We start from the raw sequence: 18912 nt of genomic DNA, 5'->3' as shown, positions 1-18912 counted from the left end.
GAACGATCGGGCGGCTCCGTGACACACCCCTGACTTACGGAGCTCACCATGCGCGTCATCGACCTGCTCGACGGCCACATGTACGCCACCGACCCCTGGTCGGTCTACTCGTGGCTGCGCGAGCACTCCCCCGTCCACCACGACCCTGCCAACGGCCTGTGGGGCGTGTCCAGGCACGCCGACATCTCCGCCATCGAGCGCGACCCCAAGCTGTGGACCAACACCGGCGGCTACCGCCCCCAGCTCCCCTCGGACCCGTCGATGATCGGCATGGACGACCCCGAGCACGCCGACCGCCGCCGCCTGGTCTACAAGCGCTTCACCCCCCGCTATGTCCATGAGCGCTACGCGGAGCGCATCAGGCAGGTCGTCACCGAGCAGATCGACCAGGCCCTGGAGCAGGGCACGGTCGACGCCGTCCCGGCGCTCGCCGCGCCGCTGCCCGCCCGCATGATCGGCTGGCTGCTCGGCTTCCCCGACGAGGACTGGCCCAAGCTCATGCACTGGTCGGAGTCGACGATCGTGGCCGGTGGCGGCCTGCGGTACGTCACCCACGAGGCGGCCGTCTCAGCCGGGGAGTACGGCCTGGCCGTACTGGAACTGGCGGCGGAGCGGCGCAAATGCCCGCACGACGACCTGCTCTCGCTGTGGTCGTCGAGATCGGACTACGACGACGAGCACCTGGCCAACGAGGCGCTGCTGCTGCTCGACGGCGGCGCGGAGACCACCAGGACGGTCATCGCCACCGCCGTCGACGCGCTCATCCAGCACCCGGACCAGTGGCGGCTCCTGCGCGAGGATCCGTCGCTGATCGAGAACGCGGTGGAGGAGTTCATCCGCTGGACCACCCCGATCCTCAACATGTGCCGCGCGGCCACCCGCGACACCACCCTGCACGGGCAGGCGATCGCCGCAGGACAGCAGGTCCTGCTCATGTACGGCTCGGCCAACAGGGACCCGGCCGTCTTCGACGACCCCGACGTCTTCGACGTGACCAGGAAACCCGGCGGGCACATCGCGTTCGGCCTGGGCACGCACTTCTGCCTGGGCGCCGCGCTGGCCAGGCTGGAGCTGCGGATCTTCTTCGAGGAGTGGGTGCGCCGGGTCGGCGACGCCGCCTGGGCCGACGACACGGGCCCCCGGATCCTGCAGAACGCCTTCGTGCGCGGCGTGAGCTCGTTCCCGATCGTCCTGGAGGCACGATGATCAACCTGGCCGACCTGTTCGAGCACGTGGCGGACACCGTGCCCGACCGGCTCGCGCTCGTGGCGGGCGACGCGCGGCTGACCTACCGGGAGCTGGACGAGCGGGCCAACCGGGTCGCGCACTGGCTGATCGGCCAGGGCGTCGCGCCCGGTGAGCACGTCGGGGTGCTGTCGTGGAACAGGGCCGAGTGGGTGGAGGTGATGATCGGCTGCTTCAAGGCGCGGTGCGCGCCGGTGAACGTCAACTACCGCTACACGGCGGGCGAGCTCGCCCACCTGCTGGACGACGCCGACTGCGTGGCCCTGGTCGGCGAGCCCGACCTCCTGGAGCGGGTGCCCGACCGGCCTTCGCTGGCCATCGGCGCTCCCTACGAGAAGGCCCTGGCAGACGCCTCGCCCGAGCGGGGGTTCGGGCCGCGCTCCCCCGACGACCCCTATCTCCTCTACACCGGCGGCACGACCGGGCTGCCCAAGGGGGTTCTGTGGCGGGCCGAGGACATCTACCTGGCCGCGATGAGCGTCTACTCCGGGCCGATCAAGGACCCCGCCGAGCTGACCATCGGGGCCGAGGGGCTGCGGTTCCAGGTGCACGCGCCGCTGATGCACGGCAACGGGCAGTGGAGCACGTGGATCTGCCTGTCCAGCGGCGGCACGGTGGTGTTGTGGACCGGACGGCACTTCGACGCCGGGGAGGTGCTCGCGCTGGCCGAGCGGGAGCGGTCGCAGGTGCTGTCGTTCGCCGGGGACGGGATGGCGCATCCGGTGGCCGACGAGCTGCTGCGCCGGCCGTACTCCCTGGAGGTCTTCTCGATCGGCTCCGGCGGGGCTCCGCTGTCGGCGGGGGTGCGCGAGAAGATCCGTACGGCGCTGCCCGACGTGATGGTCGTCGACAGTTACGGCGGCTCGGAGACGGGCGCGGTGGGCATGGCGGTCGAGGGGGCGCGGTTCACCCTCGGGAGGGGCTTCGCGGTGCTCGGGGCCGACCACGTGCCGGTCGGGCCGGGTGAGCAGGGCGTGCTGGCCAGGTCCGGAAATATCCCGCTCTGCTACTACAAGGATCCGGTCAAGACCGCCGCCACCTTCGTCACCGGTCCGGACGGCACGCGGTGGGCGCTGCAGGGCGACCACGCGGTCATGCGCGACGACGGGACGGCGGAGCTGCTCGGGCGCGGGTCGACGGTGATCGTCTCGGGTGGGGAGAAGATCTTTCCCGAGGAGGTCGAGGTGGCGGTGCGCAGCCATCCCGACGTCTACGACGCGATGGTCGTCGGCGCGCCCGACGAGCGGTTCGGCCAGCGGGTCACCGCGATCGTGGCGGCCGCGCCGGGGCGGGAGGTCACGTTGGAGGCGCTGGTGGAGCACTGCAGGAGGGAGCTGGCCGGGTTCAAGGTGCCGCGGGCGCTGGTGCTCGTGCCGGAGATCCAGCGCACCCCGGTCGGCAAACTCGACTACACCTGGGCACGCTCACTCCTGGCGTAGAAGGCACTCTGTCAGGGGTTCTCGGCTCCGAGGCTACGCACGGGCGCGGACGATGGCGTCGTAGTCGCGGACGACCATCGAGTCGTGCATGCGCACCCCCTTGGAGTTGAGCTTGGCCAGCGCCTTGCTGACCCCGGCGGGCAGCGCGCCGGCCAGCCGCGCTCCCGCCACCAGGCCCCACGCCGCGAACTTGGAGCCGGGGATGATCGTCTTGGCCGCGCCCAGCGCGAACGCGCGGCTCCGCCGTACGAGGTCGATCATCTCCCGCTCGTAGGCGGGGAAGGCCACCGTGTGGTCGCCGCCCGCGGCGGCCAGCTCGCCCGCCAGCACGTACGCCCCCAGGACGGCCAGGCTGGTGCTGCCGCCGACCGCCGGGCCAGGACAGTAGCCCGCGTCGCCGACCAGCGTCACCCGCCCGCGCGACCAGGTGTCCATGCGGATCTGGGAGATGGCGTCGAAGTAGAAGGTCTGCGCGTGGTCGAGCGTGGCCAGCCAGCCGTCCACCTCCGGCGCCAGGCCGCCGAAGCGCTCGCGGACGATCTCCTTCTGCCGCGCGATGTCGCGGTAGTGGTAGTCGATCGGCTGCTCGGTGCGGAAGAACATGCCCGCGCGGGTGTCGCCGGAGTATCTGGTCCTGTAGGCGCCCGCCATGGAACCCGGCTGCAGGAAGGTGTGGAACTCGCCGGGCGGCAACCCGCCCTCGACGGAGAAGACGGTCAGGTAGGCGCCGACGAAGTGCTCCTCGACCTGGCCGAAGACCAGCCTGCGCACGTTGGAGTGCAGCCCGTCCGCGCCGACCACCAGGTCGAAGCGGCGCTCCGTGCCCGACTCGAAGGTGACCGTGCCGTCGTCGGCGATCGCGGCGATGGAGTCGCCGAAGAGGTATTCGACGTCGTCGGCCGCCGCGTCGTAGTAGATCTCGCTGAGGTCGTCGCGCATGATCTCGACGTGCCGGTCGGAGGTCGCCTGGAAGATCTTCGTGAGGTCGATGCGGACGAGGCGGCCGCGGCGGTGGACGACCATCTGGTCGATGCCGGTGATCTTGGCTTCGATCTGCGGGAGCACGCCCATCTTCTCGGAGATGTCCATGGCGGGGCGGAACAGGTCCACCGCGTGGCCGCCGGTCTTGCGCAGCGCCGGGGCCTTCTCCACGACCGTGACGGCGAAGCCGTACCTGGACAGCCAGTAGGCCAGCACGGGGCCCGCGATGCTCGCCCCTGAGATGAGAATCCGCACGTGAGGCCCCTTACTTAACGTTAGGTAAGTAGCTTACTTAACGGATGGTAAGTCATACTGGGTGGCGTGGCAAGTGACACGAAGAAACGCATCCAGACGGTGGCCCGCGAGCTCTTCGCCGAGAAAGGCGTCCAGAAGACCAGCCTCCAGGACATCGCCGACCGGCTGGGCATCACCAAGCCCGCGCTCTACTACCACTTCTCCTCGCGAGAAGACCTGGTGCGCAGCATCGTGCAGCCGCTCATCGACGATGGCGAGGCGTTCCTGCACGAGCAGGAGGCGCGGGCGGACATCGAGCCGCGCTCGCTGCTGGAGGGTTACTTCGACTTCCATCTCAAGCACCGCGAGGAGATCATCCTGGTGCTCACCGAGCTGACCACGCTGGCCGAGCTCGGCCTCATCGACGTGGTACTCGCCTGGCGCGCCCGCCTCGCCGAGCTGCTGTTCGGCCCCGAGCCGACGCTCGCCGAGGCCACCCGAGCGGTGATCGCGCTGGGCGGGCTGCAGGACTGCACGATCCAGTTCCCGCACGTGCCCGCCGACGAGCTGCGCGAGGCCTCGGTCGACGCCGCCTACGGCGCGCTACGCCTCTAGCGGCAGCTCGACCGTGACGGTCAGGCCGCCCTCCTCGCGCGGGCGGGCGACGACGTTGCCGTCGTGCGCCTCGGCGATCGCCTTCACGATCGACATGCCCAGGCCGCTGCCGCGGTCGGAGCTGATCCGGTCGCCGTGCAGGCGGCGGAACGGCTGGAAGATCGTCTCCACCTCGTAGGGGTGCACCTTCAGCCCGGTGTTGGCCACGACCAGCTCGGCCACGTCCGCCCGCCGCCGCGTGGTCACCCACACCTCGCCGCCCGGGTGGTTGTGCCTGACGCCGTTCTCGATGAGGTTCTGCACCAGCCGTTCCACCAGCACCGGGTCACCGGCGACCGGCGCGCTGTCCAGCAGCCGGTGCAGCGTCACCTCGCGCTCCTGCGCGTGCTTGTCGGCCAGGTCGAGCGCATGCTCGACGACGTCGATCAGGTCGAACGGCCGGCGGTCCAGCACGCTCTGCTCGCCCTCGGCCAGCGCCAGCAACCCGTCGATCAGCCGCTCGTGCCGGTCGGTGACGATCAGCAGCGACTCGCCCAACCGCTTGACGTCCTCTGAGGCGTCCTGGCGCCTGACCGCCACGTCGACCAGGGTCCTGTTGATCGTCAGCGGGGTGCGCAGCTCGTGCGAGGCGTTGGCGACGAAGCGTCTCTGTCCCTCGAAGGAGCGCGACTGGCGGCCGAGCACGTTGTCGACGATCCCGGCCAGCTCCTTGACCTCGTCGTTCGCGCCCCGGTAGTCGATGCGCTCGCTGAGGTCGAAGCTCTGGGCCACCTTGCGCGCCGTCTCGGTCACCTCGGTCAGCGGGCGCATCACCCGGCCCGCGCCGCGCCACCCCAGCCCCACGGCAGCGCCGGTTCCGGCCAGCACGCCGAGCGCGCCGTAGAGGAGCACCCTGGACAGGGTGTCCTTCTGGTAGACGGCCACGACCTGCATGGCCCTCTTCCTGCCGAGCTCGTACTCGTTGCTGTAACGCTGGTAGTAGCCCCAGGTGTCCGGCGTCAGCACCTCGGCGCGATACGACAGGCTCTGCCTTACCAGGAAGTAGATCCCGGCCAGCAGCACTGACGACAGGAGAAGGAAGACCGCGCCGCAGGTCACGGCGAAGCGCAGGCGGATGCTCATGGAAGGCGGTACCCCACTCCGGACACGGTTTCGATGAGGACGGGCTCGCCGAGCTTCTTGCGCAGCTTCATCATGGTCGTCCGCAGGGTGTTGGTGAACGGGTCGATGTGCTCGTCCCAGACCTTCTCCAGCAGTTCCTCGCTGGAGACGACGGCGCCCTGCGCCCGCAGGAGCTCGAACAGCAGCCCGAACTCCTTGCGCGCCAGCGGCACGTACCGCCCGTCGCGGAAGACCTGGCGGTGCGCCCTGTCCAGCCTGATCCCCGCGCGCTGCAGGATCGGCGGGTCGGCCGGCCTGGTCCTGCGTCCCAGCGCGTGCACGCGGGCGAGCAGCTCCTCGAAGGCGAACGGCTTGGGCAGGTAGTCGTCGGCGCCGAGCGACAGCCCGGCCACCCGGTCGCGCAGCCCTCCCGCCGCGGTCAGCATGAGGATCCTGACCACGGCGCCCTCCTGGGCCAGGGTCCTGCACACCTCGTCGCCGTGGACCTTGGGCAGGTCCCTGTCGAGGATCAGGACGTCGTAGTCGTTGACGTCCAGCCGCTCCAGCGCCGCCTGACCGTCGTGGGCGACGTCGACGGCGAGCGCCTCGGCGCGCAGGCCCTCGGCTATCGAGGCGGCGAGCATGACCTCGTCTTCGGCGATCAGTATCCGCACCGGGGTCATTCTGTCGCATTTGTCATAACCAGCGCATAACCACTTTCGGTGACGGCTGGGTTATGGCGGTTTGGATCTACTCGGGCCCCATGCTGCTTACCCGACCTTTGCCGGTTTTGTCGGCGCCTGCCGCGACTCGTGGGGGACACCGTGTTTTCGCCGTCGTCCTGGCGGTCGCCGCGCTGCTGCGGGTGGTCATGATGCTGGCCTACGACACGGCGCAGGTCTACTGGTACGACTCGTTCACCTACATGGACAACGCGTTGCACCTGCGGCCGCCTGGAGCGTTCCATCCGGCCGGGTACTCGGCGTTCCTGTGGTTCTTCCGCGACGTGCGGGTGGTGGCCGGGGTCCAGCACGCGTTGGGGCTGGGGATCGGGCTGCTGATCTACGCGTTGCTGCGGCGCAAGGGCCTGCCCGGGTGGGGCGCGGCGCTGGCGACCGTGCCCGTGCTGTTCAACCCGGCTTTCCTGCGGCTGGAGCACGCGGTGTTGTCGGAGACGCTGCTGATCCTGCTGATCGTGGGCGCGGTCACGGCGCTGATGTGGGAGGAGCGGCCCTCGCCCCGGCTGGCTGCCGCGGCCGGGCTCCTGATCGCCTGCGCGGCTCTCACGCGCACGGCGGCCGCTCCTCTGCTGGGCCTTCTGGTCCTCTTTCTCCTGGTACGGCGGGCCGGTCCTCGCCCGGTGGTCGCGCTGACCCTGGCGGGTGCGCTTCCGCTGCTGGCTTACGCGGGCTGGTTCGCGCAGCACCACGGCAGGTTCGCGCTCAGCGGGTCCGACGGGATCGCGTTGTGGGCCCGCACGATGACGTTCGCCGACTGCTCGGTGATAGAGCCATCTCCGGTTATTAAGGGGCTTTGCCCGAACGGGACCGTGGTCGACGCCGCCTCCGAGTACGTCTGGGCGCCCGGCGCGTCACTCAACCGGCTCGGCGGCGACCGGTTCCAGTACAACGCCCTGGCCAGGGAGTTCGCGGTCAAGGCGATCCTGGCGCAGCCGTTCGACTACCTGCGCGACGTGGCCTCGGACGCGTCCCTGGCCTTCACGCTGACGCCGGTCGCCCACCCCAAGCGGGTCGTGCCCGCGCTCGGATACCCGGTCGGCTCCTGGGGGCTGCCCGAGGAGCACGCGCTCATCGGGCAGGTCAGGCGCTCCTACGACCCCGGCATCAAGGGGCTCAGCTCCGTCCAGCCGTGGGTGTCGGTGCTGAACGCCGTGCCGTACCCGTGGCTGCTGCACGGGCCACTGTTCGGGATCATGCTGCTCGTGGGGGTGCGCCGGGTGTCGCTGCCCTGGCTGGCCTCGGTGTTCCTGTTCCTCGGGCCGATCGCGGCGCTCGACTTCGACCACCGCTACCTGCTGCCCGCCATCCCGCTCGCGTGTGTCGCGGCGGCGCTGGCGATCAGACCGCTATGTAGAGATCTGCGCCGCCTGCGTGGTGCACTTCGAGGTCGGTAGCGAAGGACCTCGGCGGCTGGGCGCCCGCCTCGGTGTGCGCCCAGACCTGCTGCCACGCCTCGATCAGCGCCTGCGGCATCGGGCCGCGCGCCTCCAGCTTCAGCGCCTTGCCGCCGGGGACACGGACCGCCACCATGCCCTCGGGCAGCCGCGGCACCGTCCGCACCCCCACGCCGACGATCTGCGTGTAGGCGCCGTTGTGGTCGCTCTCGTAGTCGGTCAGGACCGCGTAGAGGTTCTCGTCGACGCGTCCCGGCACGTGCGCGAACGCTCCGGGCGCACCGGCCCGCTGCCACAACCCCTGGAGCCTGCCCCTGGCCGGGTCACGCTCGTCAGCGTTGGTGGTCCGTACGGCCAGGCCGACGACCAGCAGCTCTTCACGTTCGATGACGTCCATAGCGTCCGATCATAAGGCCACAAGAACGGGGAAAACTCTCTCTTGACCCGTCACCACATAGGGTGGACCAACGTGAAGTTTCTCAACGGACTCGAGCCGAGTTACGACCTGACCTACAGCGACGTGTTCATGGTTCCGTCGCGGTCCTCGATCGGATCCCGGCTCGGGGTCGATCTCTCGACGAACGACGGCACGGGAACCACCATCCCGATCGTGGTGGCCAACATGACGGCCGTCGCTGGACGGCGCATGGCGGAGACCGTGGCGCGGCGGGGCGGCATCACCGTCATCCCGCAGGACATCCCGATCGACGTCGTCACCGACGTCGTCGACTGGGTCAAGAAGCGCGACCTCGTCCACGACACGCCGCTCACCCTGACGCCGCACGACACCGTCGGCGACGCGCTGAACCTGCTGCCCAAGCGGGCGCACGGCGCGGTCATCGTGGTGGACTGGGAGAACCGGCCCGTCGGCGTGGTCACCGAGGCCGACTGCCACGGCGTGGACATGTTCACGCAGCTCTCGCAAGTCATGTCCGGAAATTTGCTGACTCTGGCCGCAGGGCTGGACCCCCGCGAGGCCTTCGACCAGCTGCACTCCGGACGCCACCGGCTGGCCCCCATCGTCGACGGTGAAGGCCGCCTGGTCGGCATCCTGACCCGCACCGGCGCCCTGCGCGCGACCCTCTACCAGCCGGCGCTCGACGCGTCTGGACGGCTGCGGATCGCGGCGGCCGTCGGGGTCAACGGGGACGTCGCGGCCAAGGCGAAGGAGCTGCTCGACGCGGGTGTGGACTGCCTCGTGGTCGACACGGCGCACGGGCACCAGGAGAAGATGCTCTCCGCGCTGCGTTCCGTCCGCGCCCTGGACCCGGGCGTGCCGGTCGCCGCGGGGAACGTCGTCACCGCGTCAGGCGTGCGGGACCTCGTCGAGGCGGGCGCCGACATCATCAAGGTCGGCGTCGGGCCTGGCGCGATGTGCACGACGCGGATGATGACCGGCGTCGGGCGGCCGCAGTTCTCCGCCGTGCTCGAGTGCTCGCTGGAGGCGCGCGGCCTGGGCAGGCACGTGTGGGCCGACGGCGGCGTGCGGCACCCGCGCGACGTGGCGCTCGCCCTGGCGGCCGGGGCGGCGAACGTGATGATCGGGTCGTGGTTCGCCGGGACGTACGAGTCGCCGGGCGACGCGCGCACCGACGCGGACGGGCGCGTGTACAAGGAGAACTTCGGCATGGCGTCGGCGCGGGCCGTACGCCTGCGCACGGCCGACGACACGCCGTTCGAGCGGGCGCGCAAGGCGCTGTTCGAGGAGGGCATCTCGACGTCGCGCATGTACCTCGACGCGCAGCGGCCGAGCGTGGAGGACCAGATCGACGCGATCGTGGCCGGGCTGCGGTCGTCGTGCACCTACGCGGGGGCCGCTTCGCTGGAGGAGTTCCACGAGCGGGCCGTGGTCGGGATCCAGAGCTCGTCCGGCTACACCGAGGGCAAGCCGCTGCATCAGAGCTGGTGAGTCCTTCGCCATCCGCCTGCGGCGTGGATGCCGCCGTCGACGTGGATGGTGGTGCCGGTGACGAAACCGGCGGCGGCCAGGTAGACGGCTGCCGCTGCGGCGTCTCCTGGGTCGCCGAGGCGGCCCAGGGGCGGTAGCCGTACGGGCTCGTAGTCTTCGTTGGGTGTTTCGTCGCGCAGGCCCTGCTCGCCTTCGGTGAGCAGGGCGTCCGGCGCTATGGCGTTGACTCTGATCGGGGCGAGTTCCAGGGCCAGGGTCCTGGTGAGATTCTCGAGGGCGGCCTTCATGGCGGCGTAGATCGCGAACCCTGGGGCGGCTTGGTGGGCCTCGCTGGAGGTGACGTTGATGATGCACCCGTGTGGCGTCATGAGGGGCAGGAACCGCCTGATCATCCCGGTGACCTGGGTGAAGTTCTCATTTATCAGCGTTTGCTCGCCCTTAGTGGACGTGTCCCGAAATTTCGCGTGAAAGGTGCCTCCGGCGTTGTTGACCAGGATGTCTACCTTTTCGTAGCGCTCCTGTACGGCTCGCGCGAACGTCTCCACCGCCATGGGGTCGCGCACGTCCAGCGTCATCGCCAGGTCGCCGGTGTCTGGAGTGTCGCGGTCGCACACCGCCGTGCGGGCGCCGAACGCGCTGAACGCCTCGGCCACCGCCCTGCCGATGCCTCTGGCGGCGCCGGTGATCACGGCGACGCGCCCGGTGAGCAGGATCCCCTCGGGGGAAAGGGCGGCCATGCGGCATCACGATATCCCGACCACGTAGAGTCGACGGGTCCAATCTCTTTCTCATCAGGAGCATTTCGTGGCACTCGAGAAGCCGGAAATCGACTTTCCAGAGGGCAACCCGCCCGCCGAACTGGAGATCGTCGACATCGTCGAGGGGGACGGCCCCGAGGCCAAGCCGGGCCACAGCGTGAGCGTCCACTACGTGGGCGTCGCGTTCTCGACCGGCGAGGAGTTCGACGCGTCGTGGAACAGGGGGGACGCTTTCGAGTTCCCGCTGGGCGGCGGGCGCGTCATCGCGGGCTGGGACCAGGGCGTGGCGGGCATGAAGGTCGGCGGACGGCGCAAGCTCGTCATCCCGCCGCACCTCGGCTACGGCAACCGCGGCGCCGGCGCCCGCATCAAGCCGGGCGAAACCCTGATCTTCGTCGTCGACCTGCTGGGCGTCCGCTAACGACCCCCACATAACGGGACCGCCCCCTTTCGGGGCGGTCCCGTCCCCTTTCCCTCCCACACCCCCACAACCTCCTCGTACGGCCAGCCCTCCGATCGCACCACCCATCGCACGTGGCCGACCTCGCCCCCACACCCGCCCGCTCCCAAGGCGCCGCATCGGCGAGACGAGGTACGGCGCAGCCCGGCGCCACCGAGGGGCCCCCAACCACCCTCACACCCGCCAACCGCAGCGCCGCGTCGGCGAGACGAGGCACGGCGCAGCCCGGCGCCACCAAACAGCCCCCAGCCATCCCCACCGTGACCAGCCAAGAAACCCCATCGACGCTTCCCGACCCGATGTAACGGCGGGAACCACGTCCGACTGAGTGCCATGACGCACGGACCCGCCACCCACGTCGGCGGGTGGCGATCCCCCGGCCCCGCCGTACCCCCAAAACGCTTGTTGATCTTGAAGCGAGACTTTGTCGGCGCAGTAGGGCAACATAAGCGGTGTGCTACTGATCGACGTGGTCCGCGTGTCGGAGGCGGTGACGCGGACGTCCGCCCGCCTGGGCAAGGTCGGCCATCTGGCCGAGCTCCTCGCCCGGGTCGCCCCAGCCGAAGCGGAGATCGCGATCTCCTACCTCTCAGGCGAGCTGCCCCAACGCCAGGTGGGCGTCGGCTGGCGCACCCTGCAGGACCTCCCGCAGCCCAAACTCGTCGCCACCGCCACGCTCACCGACGTGGACGCCCTGCTCACCCGCATCAAGGCCGTCTCCGGCCCCGGCTCCCAGGCCGCGCGCAAGGCGCTGGTCGCCGAGCTGTTCAGCGCCGTCACCAGCCAGGAGCAGTCCTTCCTGATGCGCCTGCTCAGCGGCGAGCTCCGCCAGGGCGCCCTCGACGGCGTCATGATCGAGGCGATCGCCAAGGCCTCCGGCGCCCCGTCCGCCGACGTACGCCGCGCCCTGACCCTGCGCGGCTGGCTCCCCGCCGTAGGTGCCGCCGCGCTCTCCGGCGGCGTCGAAGCCCTGCACGCCTTCAAGCTCGAAGTCGGCCGAGCCGTGGCCCCGATGCTCGCAGGCAGCGCCCCCAACGTAGCCGCCGCGCTGGAGAAGGCAGGCGTCCCCGCCGCACTGGAGTGGAAGCTGGACGGCGTCCGCGTCCAGGCACACCGTTCCGGCTCAGAGGTGCACATCTTCACCCGTACCCTCGACGACATCACCCCCCAGGTCCCCGAGCTGGTCGAAGCGCTGCTGGCGCTCCCCTCCACCGACCTGGTCCTCGACGGCGAGGTCATAGCCCTGCGCCCCGACGGCCGCCCGCACACTTTCCAGGTCACCGTCTCCCGAGCCACCAGCAAGACCGACGTGCCCCGCCTGCGCGCCGAGACCCCACTGAGCGTGTTCTTCTTCGACGCCCTACGCGTGGACGGCACCGACCTCCTGGACCTCCCTTACTCGGAACGCCAGGAAATCCTCACCCGTACGGCCCCGCCAGAGCTCCTCACCCCCCGCCTGACAACAGACGACGTGAACAAGGCCGAAGCCTTCTTCACAGACGTCATCAAATCCGGCCACGAGGGCGTGGTGGTCAAATCCCTGACCTCTCCTTACGCGGCGGGCCGCAGAGGCGCAGGCTGGATCAAGGTCAAACCCCGCCACACCCTGGACCTGGTGGTGCTGGCCGTCGAGTGGGGCCACGGCCGCCGCGAAGGCAAACTCTCCAACCTCCACCTGGGCGCCCGCGACCCGGAATCCGGCGACTTCGTCATGCTGGGCAAGACTTTCAAGGGCCTGACCGACGAACTGCTGGCCTGGCAGACGGAACGCTTCCTGGAACTGGCCGACGGCCCAACAGACGGCTGGACCGTGACCGTCCGCCCGGAACAGGTCGTGGAAGTAGCCTTCGACGGCGTACAACGCTCCCCTCGATATCCAGGCGGCATGGCCCTGCGCTTCGCCCGAGTGCTGCGCTACCGCCCCGACAAACGCCCCGAGGACGCCGACACCATCGAAACCGTCCGCGCCCTGATGCTCTAACCCTCCCCGCCCTTCCGAGACACCGGTCGGCGGGACGAGGTACAGCTTCCCGCCCCGCACGCCGCGCCCCGCCCTCTGCACCGCACCCCATACGCCCGCCTCCCCAAGGCGCCGCGTCGGCGAGACGAGGTACGGCGCAACCCGGCGCCCTCCAACGGCCCAGGGCCACACCACTCGCACCAAGCCCCCGCCTCCCGCTTCCGCCCCGCACCCCCCGCGCCCCGGCATCCAAGCGCCCTGCACGCCCACACTCCCGCGCCCTTCTACGGCCGCTAGCCGCGCCTGGCCGAGGGGGCGTGACAGCGGTCCGCATGGGCTCTCATGCAAGGCCCCGGTGATGCTGCGGGCCTTCGCCCGGGACCACGGCAACCGTGCTGGCCTGCGGATTTGCCGTGTTCATCCGCTCTGCGCACGGGGAGTGCTGCGGAAGTCAACGGTTCGCCAGAAAACGCAAGATCCAGCGCGTACGCTCGGGCTTCGAAGCAAAGCGGGGACCAAAGTGAGATATGTCACTGGATGTCCCATTAATTTGCCTTTGCCGGTTGTTTGTCACGTATGTTCAACCACGCGCAGGGCCCCGATGCCCCGCCTTGGGAATGGCAGACGCACGCGCCGCCCCACCCCCTCCCCCACGTCTGGCCCTTCCCTGTCATGTCCCCTATCAAGGACCGTGGTTTCCCTTGGGTCAGCACTCCCACAAGCCGTCCCGCCAGAATCCGCTGGGCCGCATGATGGCTCCCGGCCGACGCCGCTGGACGACCGTCGCAGCAGGCGCTGCCGTCGTCGTAGCCGCCTCGACCACCGCTTGGGCCGCCGTCGCGAACGGCGACGACCCCAAGCCCACCACCCTGGACCTCGCCGCCGCCCCCAGCGCGGCCTCCCCCACCCCGACGGCGCTCATCCCCGACGCGCCCGGCGGTGCGGTCGCGAAGTCCACCAAGAAGCCCACCCCGTCGCCGAAGATGAGCAAGAGCACCGCGACCCCGTCCAGTAAGAGCACCTCGGACGACGGACCCTCATCGTCCAGCGGGACCGAGACGGCCGACAGCAAGCCCACCCCGAAGAAGACCACCAAGCCGAAGCCCCGGATCCTTTCCAGCGGCACGTGCGGCGCCTCGTACTACGGCGAACCCCAGATGACGGCCAGCGGTGAACGCTTCAACCCCTCCGCGATGACCGCCGCGCACAAGACGTTGCCGCTGGGCAGCAAGGTCCGCGTCACGAACCAGGCGAACGGGGAGTCGGTCACCGTACGCATCAACGACCGCGGACCGTACACCGGCGGTCGTTGCCTGGACCTTTCCGAGGCCGCGTTCTCCGCCATCGGCGACACCTCCGCTGGCGTGATGACCGTCAAGTACGAGGTCCTGGCCAGCTAATCCCCCCTGCAGTCCCGGCACCTGCCGGTCACGCCCTCGCACCCCCCAGCCTCAACGCGTGGCACCCCACACACCTCGCACTCACCTTCCGGCCATGCCCTGTCCACACCCTGCGTGCACGGCCACGCCCGCTGCGCGCCATGCACGGCCACGCCCTCTCCGCGCCATGCGTGCACAGCCGCGCCCGCTGCGCGCCACGCGCACGGCCACGCCCTCTCCACGCCATCCACGGCCACCCCTCCGCGCCATGCACGGCCACGCCCCCTCCGCGCCAAGCGCGTATGCCCGTACGGGTGCTCCCCCGTGCCTGCACGCTCCGAACCAGGCACCCCTACCCGTGCAGTGGCGCGCGTTCTGTTGCCCGTGGATGTCTCTTGCGCGCTGCGCCTCGCCTCCCGTGCTTGCTGTGCTGCTCATGCCCGTGGCGCGGCTCACGCCCGTAGCCCGCTCATGGCTGTGATGTTCCGTATGTGGCGCAGCCTTGCCTAGGGCGGGTACGGCAAGCGGGTCGGGCGGGGCGTGATGGGTTGGGGCTACTTCACCAGGCGGATGGTCATGGGGTAGCGGTAGTCGTTGCCCGCCAGGGCGTTGACGCCTCCGACGATGGCCAGGACGAAGGCTGCCACCCACACCACCGGTACCAGGACTACGCCGACGATCGTCAGGGGCAGGAGGAGTGAAATGCCCAGGACAGTCAGGTGGAAGTTCAGGGCTTCCATGGACTGCTGGCGGATGTAGGCGGAGGTCTTGCCGCCGGTCAGCAACAGCAGCAGCGGGCCGAGGATGGGGAAGCCCACCAGGGCGAGGCCGTGTGCCAGGGCGGCGCCAAGACGTTCGTTGCTTTCTGGCATGCCGTGGTAGCGGGGTGGCGGGGCTGCAGGCATGGGGCGGGGGATGTGGGCGGGTACAGGGCGCGTGCCGTACAGCTCGGTCATGATGGGCATGAGGTCGGCGTGCGTGCGCGCCGTCATCGCGCGTTCCAGGCGCTCGTCGAACTCGAACTTGTCGAAACGCCCCTCCGCGTATGCGGCTTTGACGTGCTCGACCACGTGCTCGCGGTCCTGGTTGGTCACGCGGAGATGCGCCTGCTCAGGCCGGGGTGGAGAAGGTGCCTCTGCCATGTGAGCCTTGCCTTTCGTCGATACGGGCGAGTCACCCTTCATCCTGCGTCCTCCGACGCTGGGGGACATCGGGGAGGAACCCCTATCTGTCCCCTAGAACAGCCCCGACGCGCCAGGGCGCTGAACGGTATAAAAAGGAGGCATGAGATGGCGAGACCGCTACGGGATCAGGCGCCTGCGCGGACAGAAGATCGCGAAATTCGATCGCGAGGCGACGGACGCCGACATTGAAGCGCTCATCGCCTTCGCCAAGTCGCGGCGTGGTGTGGAGTTTTATGTCGAGCCTGAGACGTTCGCTACTGATACGACGGCTGTTGCGGTCGCTGATGACGGTGAGTGGACGCGGCGGCGGGTTGGGTCTCCGGGGGTGATCCACAAGGTTGCTCGTGATCTGGCGTTGCCTGTTTATGACGTGCAGCTCACTGGGTACCCGGCGCGTATGCGCGCTTATAACGAACGGCGGAGGCAGGAGGGGCTGTAGATCCCTCTGGGGTTTTTGGGGATTTTTCGGCTCATTTGTCGGGGTTCCTTTCTTCTTGTTAGGTGCCGCTCTTCTTAGGGCTTGCGGTATTTCGTGGGGTCGTTGGCAATCCTCCGGTAGGCGCCAGGGTTGGGCGCGTGGGAGGTTCGGTCCCGTCGCGTGAGCTGTCCCGTGGCCGGACGGTCCCGTCGCCGAGAATCCCCGTGCCCGGGTGGTCGGGTCGCCAGAGGTCACGTCGCCAGAGGTTCCGTAGTCGGAGGTCTCGTATCGGGGGTCTCGTAGCCGGGCGTCTGGGGTTGAGGGCTGAGGCCTGAGGTCGGGGCGGATGGAGGCCCGGATCGGGGTTCTGGGTGGGGGCTCGGGATCGGGGCGTTGGTTCCTGGTGGGGTGCTTTGTGTGGGCTGGCGGCGAGTGGGTGGGGCTGGCTGGGCGCGGGCGGGAGCTGGGGGCGGGTGCGTAAGGCTGCGGGCGGGTGAGTAAGGCTGCGGGCGGGTGAGTAAGGCTGGGCGTGTGGGTGGGTGGGGCTGAGCGTGTGGGTGGGGCTGGAGGCGGGCGAGTGAGGCTGGAGGCGGGCGAGTGAGGCTGGAGGCGGGCGAGTGAGGCTGGCGGGGGTGGGGTTGGGTGGGTTAGTGGGGGGTTGGGTCTTCCAGGATGTTGAGCAAGGGGGTTAGCCAGACGGCTCTTGGGGTGCCCATGGTGCGGTCGAGGTCGGCTGGGGTGGGCATGCGGCCTCTTAGGAGTTGCGGTGAGAGCAGGTGGTTCATCGCGTGGGTGAGCAGGTTGGCCATCGAGTAGGTCGGGTCGATGGTCAGGGCTCGTTCCAGGGCGATGGAGGCCAGGACGCAGTCGCCTGAGCGCCAGGCGGACATTGCCAGCAACGAGGCTGCTGGTGGGACGAAGCGGTCTTCCAGGCGTCTGGTGAGGTCTTTCCACAGTGTGACGTGGAGGGGTTGGGTGGCGTCGTCTATGCGGGTCCAGGCTTCGTCTCTTACGCGGATCACGGCTAGTTCCAGGCCTAGGCGGGCGGCTTCCGTGTCGTTGAGTCTGGTTCCTGGGGTCAGGGCTGTGCGGACTCTGGCTATGCCTTGGGCCACGATGGTGGCGGCCAGGGAGTCGGGGGTTTTGGTGGCATTCAGGCGGGTTCTCAGGTCGGCCACTGCTTGGGCGGTGGCTGCGCGCATTGCCAGCCGTACTGGGCCTGTGGCGGGGGCTACGGTGGCTTCTATCGTGTCTCGGCCTGGTAGGGCGACCATGCCTCTGACCACTGCTTCGGCGGCTACTGCGCTGGTTGAGGGGTCGTAGGGGGTGCCGTTGTGGGGGCAGCATCCTGGGATGTCGCAGACGTAGGACCAGTAGCGGCCGTCGTGGGCGCGTAGGGCCTCGCAGAGGGTGATTCCGTTTGAGGCGCAGAGGTCTTGTAGGCGGTCGATTGCGGGGGTTACCTGCTGGCCTGGGCCGTAGCCTACGGCGATGATCCGGGTGACTTTCTCGCGGGCGAGCATGGGGGGTAGGGGGATGAGGGCGCCTGGTGGGAGGGGGAGGTCCCAGCGGGTGGTGATCTTCAGGTCTATGTCGTCTATGCCCAGCACCAGGAGGCTGTCTTTCGGGTGGAAGCCGACCAGGTAGGGGATGGCGGCCAGGATGTCTGCGGGGCTGGCGAGGGTGAGCGTTGGCTCGGAGACGCTTGGGGAGATGCCCGGGGAGGTGCTCATGGGGGAAGAGGATGCCGGGGGGTTGGGTGGGGATTTTGGGCCGAGTGGCGCTCTGGGGATAACGCGGGGCAGGGGCTGGCGGCCTGTGGATGGGGGCTTTGTGGAGGGGCGCGGGCCTCGGTAGGTGCGGGTGGGTGGCTGAGGGCCGGTGGAGGGGCGCGGGCCTCGGTAGGTGCGGGTGGGTGGCTGAGGGCCGGTGGAGGGCGCCGGGCTGCGCCGTACCTCTTCTCGCCGACCCGGCGCCTTGGAAGGGCCGGGGTGAGGGCAGGGCGCGGGCTGGCGGGCTAGCGGAGGGGCTGAGGCTGGGCGTGCCTTGGGAAGGCCGGGCGTGGGTCATGCGACTGGCCTCGGAGGGCTGTGGGATTAGGCGAGACAGGGCAGTGCGGGTGGGGCTAGGCGGAGGGTGGGGGTAGGTGGGGTCAGGCGCGGTCGGGTCAGGTGGGGGGTGGCGGTTTAGCCGGGGGGCTGGGGTTAGGCCGGGGTGGCGGGTTAGCCCGGGGGCTGGGGTTAGGCCGAGGTGACGGGTTAGCCCGGGGGCTGGGGTTAGGCCGAGGTGACGGGTAGCCAGGGGGCTGGGGTTAGGCCCGGGTGGCGGGTCAGGCAGGGGTTGGGGTTAGGCGGGGGTTGGGGTTAGGCGGGTGCGGACGAGGAGGGCGGCGCCGGCTACGGCGGCTGGCATGGCTATCACGGCTACGAAAGGGACCAGGAACAGGAGGAAGACCACCACGCCGAAGCCCAGGGCGGAGGCTTTGCTCTGGCGGAGTACGGCGAAGCGGGCCCTGCGGGCCATTCCGCGGCGCTCCATGGCCAGGGCGGTTAGCTCTACTGTTAGGAAAAATCCGGAAACGGCGGCGCCCAACACCGGGACTATCGTCTGGCCCACCACTGGGATGAAGCCCAGGAAGAACAGCGGGATCGTGAAGAGCAGCACGTAGCCCAGGGTCACCAGGCTGTCGCGGATCGAGCGGGGCACCGTACGCCACCAAGGCTCCTCCACGTGCCCCGGCAGCGGGTCGACCTCGGCGGACAGCCTCTCGTAGAACGGTTCGCCGATCGCCAGCGTCAGGGCCGTGAAGGTCAGGACGGCCAGCGCCAGCCCGCCCACGAAGATGACGAACTGGAACAGGATGCGCACCGTGTCCCGCCACCCGGAGGCCCAGTTGTTCGCGAAGGGCGTCAGGAACGTGGCGATCTCGTCGGTGTAGTTGTAGAGGAACACCATCGCCACCACGTACACGGCGAACGCGATCAGCGCCGGGATCAGGCCGAACAGCCACCAGCGGCCGTTGCGTCCGGCCCAGCCGAGCCCCTGGAAGAAGAAGCCGACACCACCGAAGAAGTCGCGCAGAGATCGCATGACCG

The 18912-nt window shown here is 69.5% G+C and carries 17 protein-coding genes; 9 read left to right on the top strand and 8 right to left on the bottom strand.

What is annotated here, in order from left to right; genetic code table 11:
- Positions 1 to 48 precede the first annotated feature (48 nt).
- Together ACIBG8_RS29925 and ACIBG8_RS29920 are read left to right on the top strand one after the other, a co-directional pair.
- Positions 49 to 1206, top strand: coding sequence for a cytochrome P450 (locus ACIBG8_RS29925; protein ID WP_397346347.1), 1158 nt, complete (start codon positions 49 to 51; stop codon positions 1204 to 1206).
- On the top strand, positions 1203 to 2684 hold the full coding sequence (locus tag ACIBG8_RS29920) for an AMP-binding protein (RefSeq protein ID WP_397346346.1): 1482 nt from the start codon (positions 1203 to 1205) through the stop codon (positions 2682 to 2684). Before ACIBG8_RS29925 ends, ACIBG8_RS29920 begins: the two co-directional genes overlap by 4 nt.
- Positions 2685 to 2717: 33 nt before the next feature.
- Here ACIBG8_RS29920 and ACIBG8_RS29915 read toward each other — a convergent pair whose 3' ends face one another.
- Positions 2718 to 3920, bottom strand: a complete 1203-nt coding sequence (locus ACIBG8_RS29915; protein ID WP_397346345.1) for an FAD-dependent monooxygenase — start codon at positions 3918 to 3920, stop codon at positions 2718 to 2720.
- Positions 3921 to 3986: 66 nt separating this feature from the next.
- Here ACIBG8_RS29915 and ACIBG8_RS29910 point away from each other — a divergent pair, with 66 nt between their 5' ends.
- Entirely contained in the window at positions 3987 to 4514 is a 528-nt protein-coding gene (locus tag ACIBG8_RS29910; protein WP_397346344.1) for a TetR/AcrR family transcriptional regulator, read from the top strand.
- On the opposite strand, the gene ACIBG8_RS29905 is transcribed toward ACIBG8_RS29910, so the two are convergent.
- Complete coding sequence (locus ACIBG8_RS29905; RefSeq protein WP_397346343.1) at positions 4503 to 5636, bottom strand: sensor histidine kinase; 1134 nt, start codon at positions 5634 to 5636, stop codon at positions 4503 to 4505. The two genes, ACIBG8_RS29910 and ACIBG8_RS29905, sit on opposite strands and share 12 nt — an antisense overlap.
- Positions 5633 to 6289: a response regulator transcription factor gene (locus tag ACIBG8_RS29900; RefSeq protein ID WP_397346342.1), complete on the bottom strand. Its 657-nt coding sequence runs from the start codon at positions 6287 to 6289 to the stop codon at positions 5633 to 5635. The genes ACIBG8_RS29905 and ACIBG8_RS29900 overlap by 4 nt, the downstream gene beginning before the upstream one ends.
- 89 nt (positions 6290 to 6378) lie before the next feature.
- Between ACIBG8_RS29900 and ACIBG8_RS29895 the strand changes: the two genes are divergently transcribed.
- On the top strand, positions 6379 to 7749 hold the full coding sequence (locus tag ACIBG8_RS29895) for a hypothetical protein (protein WP_397346341.1): 1371 nt from the start codon (positions 6379 to 6381) through the stop codon (positions 7747 to 7749).
- Here the strand turns inward: ACIBG8_RS29895 and ACIBG8_RS29890 are convergent.
- A complete protein-coding gene (locus tag ACIBG8_RS29890; protein ID WP_397346340.1) occupies positions 7694 to 8146 on the bottom strand; it encodes a GyrI-like domain-containing protein in 453 nt (150 codons plus the stop codon). The two genes, ACIBG8_RS29895 and ACIBG8_RS29890, sit on opposite strands and share 56 nt — an antisense overlap.
- 72 nt (positions 8147 to 8218) lie before the next feature.
- Here ACIBG8_RS29890 and ACIBG8_RS29885 point away from each other — a divergent pair, with 72 nt between their 5' ends.
- Positions 8219 to 9658, top strand: a complete 1440-nt coding sequence (locus ACIBG8_RS29885) for a GuaB1 family IMP dehydrogenase-related protein (RefSeq protein ID WP_397346339.1) — start codon at positions 8219 to 8221, stop codon at positions 9656 to 9658.
- On the opposite strand, the gene ACIBG8_RS29880 is transcribed toward ACIBG8_RS29885, so the two are convergent.
- Positions 9646 to 10395 carry an SDR family NAD(P)-dependent oxidoreductase gene (locus ACIBG8_RS29880; protein WP_397346338.1) on the bottom strand — a complete coding sequence of 250 codons (750 nt, stop codon included), beginning with the start codon at positions 10393 to 10395 and terminating at the stop codon, positions 9646 to 9648. The genes ACIBG8_RS29885 and ACIBG8_RS29880 overlap by 13 nt on opposite strands.
- A 67-nt stretch (positions 10396 to 10462) precedes the next feature.
- Between ACIBG8_RS29880 and ACIBG8_RS29875 the strand changes: the two genes are divergently transcribed.
- From ACIBG8_RS29875 to ACIBG8_RS29865, 3 genes are all read left to right on the top strand, one after another.
- Positions 10463 to 10837 (top strand): FKBP-type peptidyl-prolyl cis-trans isomerase, encoded by a 375-nt coding sequence (locus ACIBG8_RS29875; protein WP_397346337.1) that lies wholly within the window; start codon positions 10463 to 10465, stop codon positions 10835 to 10837.
- A 493-nt stretch (positions 10838 to 11330) separates the two neighbouring features.
- The gene (locus ACIBG8_RS29870; RefSeq protein ID WP_397346336.1) at positions 11331 to 12857 is read left to right on the top strand and encodes an ATP-dependent DNA ligase; all 1527 of its coding nucleotides are present in this window, start codon (positions 11331 to 11333) and stop codon (positions 12855 to 12857) included.
- Between the two features lie 680 nt (positions 12858 to 13537).
- Positions 13538 to 14236, top strand: a complete 699-nt coding sequence (locus ACIBG8_RS29865; RefSeq protein ID WP_397346335.1) for a septal ring lytic transglycosylase RlpA family protein — start codon at positions 13538 to 13540, stop codon at positions 14234 to 14236.
- Positions 14237 to 14769: 533 nt separating this feature from the next.
- Here ACIBG8_RS29865 and ACIBG8_RS29860 read toward each other — a convergent pair.
- Positions 14770 to 15309: a DUF1707 and DUF4870 domain-containing protein gene (locus tag ACIBG8_RS29860; RefSeq protein WP_397346334.1), complete on the bottom strand. Its 540-nt coding sequence runs from the start codon at positions 15307 to 15309 to the stop codon at positions 14770 to 14772.
- Positions 15310 to 15499: 190 nt separating this feature from the next.
- Here ACIBG8_RS29860 and ACIBG8_RS29855 point away from each other — a divergent pair, with 190 nt between their 5' ends.
- Positions 15500 to 15838 (top strand): hypothetical protein, encoded by a 339-nt coding sequence (locus tag ACIBG8_RS29855; RefSeq protein ID WP_397346333.1) that lies wholly within the window; start codon positions 15500 to 15502, stop codon positions 15836 to 15838.
- Positions 15839 to 16464: 626 nt separating this feature from the next.
- Here ACIBG8_RS29855 and ACIBG8_RS29850 read toward each other — a convergent pair.
- Together ACIBG8_RS29850 and ACIBG8_RS29845 are read right to left on the bottom strand one after the other, a co-directional pair.
- Complete coding sequence (locus ACIBG8_RS29850) at positions 16465 to 17550, bottom strand: DUF4192 domain-containing protein (RefSeq protein WP_397346332.1); 1086 nt, start codon at positions 17548 to 17550, stop codon at positions 16465 to 16467.
- 613 nt (positions 17551 to 18163) lie between these two features.
- Positions 18164 to 18907 carry an EI24 domain-containing protein gene (locus ACIBG8_RS29845; RefSeq protein WP_397346331.1) on the bottom strand — a complete coding sequence of 248 codons (744 nt, stop codon included), beginning with the start codon at positions 18905 to 18907 and terminating at the stop codon, positions 18164 to 18166.
- Positions 18908 to 18912: the final 5 nt, after the last annotated feature.

The sequence above is a fragment of the Nonomuraea sp. NPDC050556 genome (assembly GCF_044457355.1).
Taxonomy (GTDB): domain Bacteria; phylum Actinomycetota; class Actinomycetes; order Streptosporangiales; family Streptosporangiaceae; genus Nonomuraea.
The sequence above is the reverse complement of the archived record's forward strand: the minus strand, read 5'-3'. Positions and strand labels throughout refer to the sequence as shown.